The sequence below is a fragment of the Streptomyces sp. Isolate_45 genome (assembly GCF_024721315.2).
Classification (GTDB): domain Bacteria; phylum Actinomycetota; class Actinomycetes; order Streptomycetales; family Streptomycetaceae; genus Streptomyces.
In genome coordinates this window covers 1-5,293 of sequence record NZ_JANFAK020000287.1, presented here as the reverse complement: position 1 = coordinate 5,293, position 5,293 = coordinate 1, and the positions used below count along the sequence as shown (strand labels likewise).

At 73.9% G+C, this 5,293-nt stretch carries 1 protein-coding gene; it reads left to right on the top strand.

The window, feature by feature from the left end; translation table 11 throughout:
- Positions 1–5,293, top strand: a 5,293-nt coding sequence (locus NOD94_RS40020; protein ID WP_281211164.1) for a type I polyketide synthase, incomplete at both ends; no start/stop codon positions are given.

Below are 5,293 nucleotides of genomic sequence, written 5' to 3'. Positions count from 1 at the left end.
ACCGCGTGAGCGTCGCGGCGATCAACGGGCCGCGCTCGGTCGTGATCGCCGGTGACGAGGACGCGGCGACGGCGGTCGTGACGGCTCTGACCGGCCGGAGGAGCAAGCGCCTGACGGTCAGTCACGCGTTCCACTCGCCGCACATGGACGCCATGCTGGACGACTTCCGCCGGGTGGTGGAGAGGCTGTCCTTCGCCGCCCCGCGCATTCCGATCGTCTCGAACCTGACCGGCGGCCTGATCGCCGACGGCGAGATGGGTACGGCGGACTTCTGGGTCCGCCACGTCCGCGAGGCCGTCCGCTTCCTCGACGGCATCCGGACCCTCGAAACGGCCGGGGTGACGACGTACGTCGAACTCGGCCCCGACGGCATCCTCTCCGCCCTCGCCCAGGACTGCCTCACCCAGGAGTCCGCCACCCGGGAATCCGCCTTCGCCCCCGCCCTGCGCGCCGGACGCGACGAAGCGGAGACCTTGCTCTCGGCGCTCTCCACCGCCTGGGTGCGCGGCGCCACCCTCGACCCGGCCGCCTTCTACGCCCCGCTCGGTGCCGGCCGCGTCGACCTGCCGACATACGCCTTCCAACGCACCGTCCACTGGCTCGACGCCGGTCGCGCGGACGGCGACGTCGGGGCGGCCGGACTCGGCACCACCGACCACCCGCTGCTCGGCGCCGAGGTCCAACTGCCCGATTCCGACGGCCACCTCTTCACCGGCCGGCTGTCGCTGGCCACCCACCCGTGGCTCGGGGACCACCGGGTCATGGGCGCCGCCCTCCTGCCCGGCACGGCCTTCGTAGACCTGGCGCTCCGGGCCGGTGACCACGTCGGCTGCGACCTGGTCGACGAACTCACCCTTGAGGCACCGCTGGTACTGCCCGAACAGGGTGGCGTACAGCTACGCCTGTCCGTCGGAGCCGCCGACCCGGCGGCCCGGCGCCGCAGCCTCGCGCTCCACTCCCGCCCGGAGGGCGCGGACCCGGACGCCCCGTGGACGCGGCACGCCGCCGGCGTGCTCGCGGCCGGGGCCGACCCCGCACCGCAGGGCCTCACCGAGTGGCCGCCGGCCGGCGCGGAAGCCGTGCCGGTGGAGGGCCTGTACGAGGGCCTCGCGGACTCCGGCTTCGGCTACGGCCCCGTGTTCCAGGGCCTGCGGGCCGCCTGGCGGCACGACGGCACGTACTACGCCGAGGTCGCCCTGCCCGACGGAGCCGCCGCCGAGGCCGCGCGCTTCGGCCTGCACCCGGCGCTCCTGGACGCCGCCCTGCACGTGCTCGGACTGGGCGCCGCCGACGCTACCGAAGGCCGGCTGCCGTTCTCCTGGTCCGGGATCAGGCTGCACGCGGTCGGAGCCTCCGAGCTTCGGGTACGTCTGACCACCGCCCGGAACGGCGAGGTGGCCCTCACCATCGCCGACACCACCGGAGCGCCGGTCGCCTCGGTCACCGGCCTCGCCCTACGGGCCGTCGGCCGCGACCGGCTCGCCACCGGCCCGGACCAGACCCGTGACGCCCTGTTCCGCGTCGAGTGGACGCAGTCGGCGACGGGCGGAACCTTCGACGACTGGTCCATGTGGGGAGAGGGCGACGGGACCGAGGCCGCCTCGGTGGTGTCGCTCCTGGACCCGACCGGCGATGACCTCGCCGCCGCGGTGCACGCGGAGACCGGCCGGGCCCTGGGGATCCTCCAGGAGTGGGCCGCCACCGACGGGCCCGCCGATTCGCGACTGGTGTTCCTGACACGGGGCGCGGTGGAGGCCGTACCGGGCGAAGGCGTCCCGGACCTCGCGCACGCCCCGGTACGGGGCCTCGTACGGTCCGCGCAGTCGGAGAACCCGGGCCGCATCGTGCTGGTCGACGTGGACGTCGATGCCGACGGTGACGTGCGTGAGGCCCTGGCCGCCGCCCTCGCCTCGGGCGAGTCCGAGGTCGCGGTGCGCGACGGCGCCGTCCTGGTACCGAGGCTGGCGCGTGCGAAGGCCACCGAGAACGCGGCCTCGGAGTGGGATCCCGCGGGCACCGTCCTGGTGACGGGTGCGAGCGGTTCGCTGGGCGGGCTCTTCGCCCGTCACCTTGTGACCGAGCACGGCGTACGGAACCTGCTGCTGGTCAGCCGTCGTGGTGGGGCCGCCGAGGGCGCCTCCGAGTTGTCGGCGGAGCTGGCCGGTCTGGGCGCCGAGGTGTCGTGGGCCCCGTGTGACGTCGCCGACCGAGCCGCGCTGGCGGCCGTACTGGCCGCCGTACCGGCGGAACACCCCCTGACCGGTGTCGTGCACACGGCCGGTGTCCTGGACGACGGGGTCATCGGCTCCCTGACCGGCGAGCGCCTGTCGGCGGTCCTCCGCCCCAAGACGGACGCCGCGTGGAACCTCCACGAGCTGACCCGCGACCTCGACCTCTCCGCCTTCGTGCTGTTCTCCTCCGCCGCCGGAGTGTTCGGTGGCGCCGGGCAGGCCAACTACGCGGCGGCCAACACCTTCCTGGACGCCCTCGCCGCCCACCGCAACGCCCAGGGCCTGGCGGGCACCTCCCTCGCCTGGGGCCTGTGGACGGGCGTCGGCGGCATGGGCGGAGACCTGGCCGGCGGCGACCGCGAACGCATCAACCGCGGTGGCATCGGCGCCCTCGCACCGGAGACGGGCCTGGCCCTCTTCGACGCGGCCCGCCGCACCACCGAGCCGCTGCTCGTGCCGCTCCCGCTCGACCTGGCCGCCCTGCGCGCCCAGGCCCGCGCGGGCATGGTCCCCGACCTGCTGCGCGGACTGGTCCGCGTACCGGCACGCCGGGCAGCGGGACAGGCCGCCACGGCCGACGGGTCCGCGCTCATCACCCGACTGTCGGCGCTCGCGACGGCCGACCGGGACGAGGCCCTGCTGGACATCGTCCGGACCGAGGTCGCCGCCGTACTCGGTCACGCCTCGACCGACGAGGTGTCGGCCGACCGGGCCTTCAAGGAGCTCGGCTTCGACTCCCTGACCTCCGTCGAACTGCGCAACCGGCTCGGCGCCGCCACCGGCCAACGGCTCCCCGCCACCCTCGTCTTCGACTACCCCACGCCCAGCGCGCTGGCGGCGTACCTGAAGACCGAGGTCCTGGGCCTGACCGGGGACGGCGAGGGGGAGACGGCCGGCGCCGCCACCGCCCTGCCGGTCACCCTCGGCGCCTCGTTCCAGGACGACCCGATCGCGATCGTCGGCATGAGCTGCCGCTACCCCGGAGGCGTCGAGACCCCCGAGGACCTGTGGCGCCTGGTGGCGGGCGGCATCGACGCCATCTCCGAATTCCCGCAAGGCCGCGGCTGGGACCTGGATTCGCTCTACGACCCGGACCCGGACGGCAAGGGCACCAGCTACACCCGCTCGGGCGGATTCCTGCACGACGCGGGCCGCTTCGACCCGGCGTTCTTCGGGATCTCGCCGCGCGAGGCCGTCGCGATGGACCCGCAGCAGCGCCTGCTGCTGGAAACCTCCTGGGAGGCGTTCGAGCGGGCCGGCATCGACCCGGCGTCGATGCGCGGCAGCCGCACCGGCGTGTTCGCGGGCATCATGTACCACGACTACGCCACCCGCATCACCTCCGTGCCCGACGGCGTCGAGGGCTACCTCGGCACCGGCAACTCCGGCAGCATCGCCTCGGGCCGCGTCTCGTACGCGTTCGGCCTGGAGGGCCCGGCGGTCACCGTCGACACCGCGTGCTCGTCGTCCCTCGTCGCCCTGCACTGGGCGATCCAGGCGCTCCGCAACGGCGAATGCACCATGGCGCTGGCGGGCGGTGTCACCGTCATGTCGACACCGGGCACCTTCACCGAGTTCAGCCGCCAGCGCGGTCTGGCCGCCGACGGCCGCATCAAGTCCTTCGCCGCGGCGGCCGACGGCACCAGCTGGGCCGAAGGCGCCGGCATGCTGCTCGTCGAGCGGCTGTCCGACGCCCGCCGCAACGGACACCCGGTGCTCGCCGTGGTCCGCGGCTCGGCGATCAACCAGGACGGCGCCTCCAACGGCCTGACCGCCCCCAACGGCCCGTCCCAGCAGCGCGTCATCCGCCAGGCCCTCGCCTCCGGCGGGCTGACCAGCGACCAGATCGACGTGGTCGAGGCACACGGCACGGGCACGACGCTCGGCGACCCGATCGAGGCACAGGCCCTCCTGGCCACCTACGGACGCGAGCGCGCGGCCGACGAGCCCCTCCGGCTCGGTTCGATCAAGTCGAACATGGGCCACACGCAGGCCGCCGCCGGTGTCGCGGGCGTCATCAAAATGATCATGGCGATGCGGCACGGGATCCTGCCCAGGACCCTCCACGTCGACGAGCCGACCCCGCACGTCGACTGGGAGGACGGCGCCGTCAGCCTGCTGACCGAGTCCATGCCGTGGCCGGAGACGGGCCGCCCCCGCCGGGCCGGTGTGTCGTCGTTCGGCATCAGCGGCACCAACGCCCACACGATCATCGAGCAGGCCCCCGACGAACCCGAGGCGAACGCCTCCTCGTCCGCGACCGCCCCCACGCCCGCGCTGCCGTACGTGCTGTCCGCCAAGTCGGCGGACGCCCTGCGCGGCCAGGCGGCCCGCCTGCGGGCCCGCCTGGAGGAAGCCCCAGAGACCGGCGCCACGGACGTGGCCTACTCGCTGGCGACCCGACGCGCCGCGTTCGACCACCGCGCGGTGGTCGTGACGGACGACCGGCAGGAACTGCTGCGCGGCCTGGCCGCACTGGAGAACGGCGACCTGACCACCACCACGGTCACGCGCGGCACCCTGGGCGCCGCCGGCGCCGGAAAACTCGCGTTCCTGTTCACCGGGCAGGGCAGCCAACGCCTCGGCATGGGTCGGGAACTGTACGAGACCCACCCGGTGTTCGCCGCCGCGCTGGACGCGGTGTGCGAGCGCATGGATCTCGAAGTGCCTTTGAAGGAAGTCCTGTTCGGGGCGGACGCGGGGCTCCTGGATCGGACCGAATGCACGCAGCCGGCGTTGTTCGCGGTCGAGGTGGCGTTGTTCCGGCTGCTCGAATCGTGGGGTGTGCGGCCGGACTTCGTGGCCGGGCACTCGATCGGTGAGATCGTTGCCGCGCATGTGTCGGGTGTGTTGTCGCTGGACGACGCGTGCGTGTTGGTGGCGGCTCGTGGGCGGTTGATGCAGGCGCTGCCTTCGGGTGGCGTGATGGTCGCGGTGCAGGCGTCGGAGGACGAGGTCCTGCCGCTGTTGACCGAGCGGGTGAGTGTCGCGGCGGTCAACGGTCCGGGGTCGGTGGTCATCGCCGGTGACGAGGACGCGGCGTCGGCGGTCGTGGCGGCCTT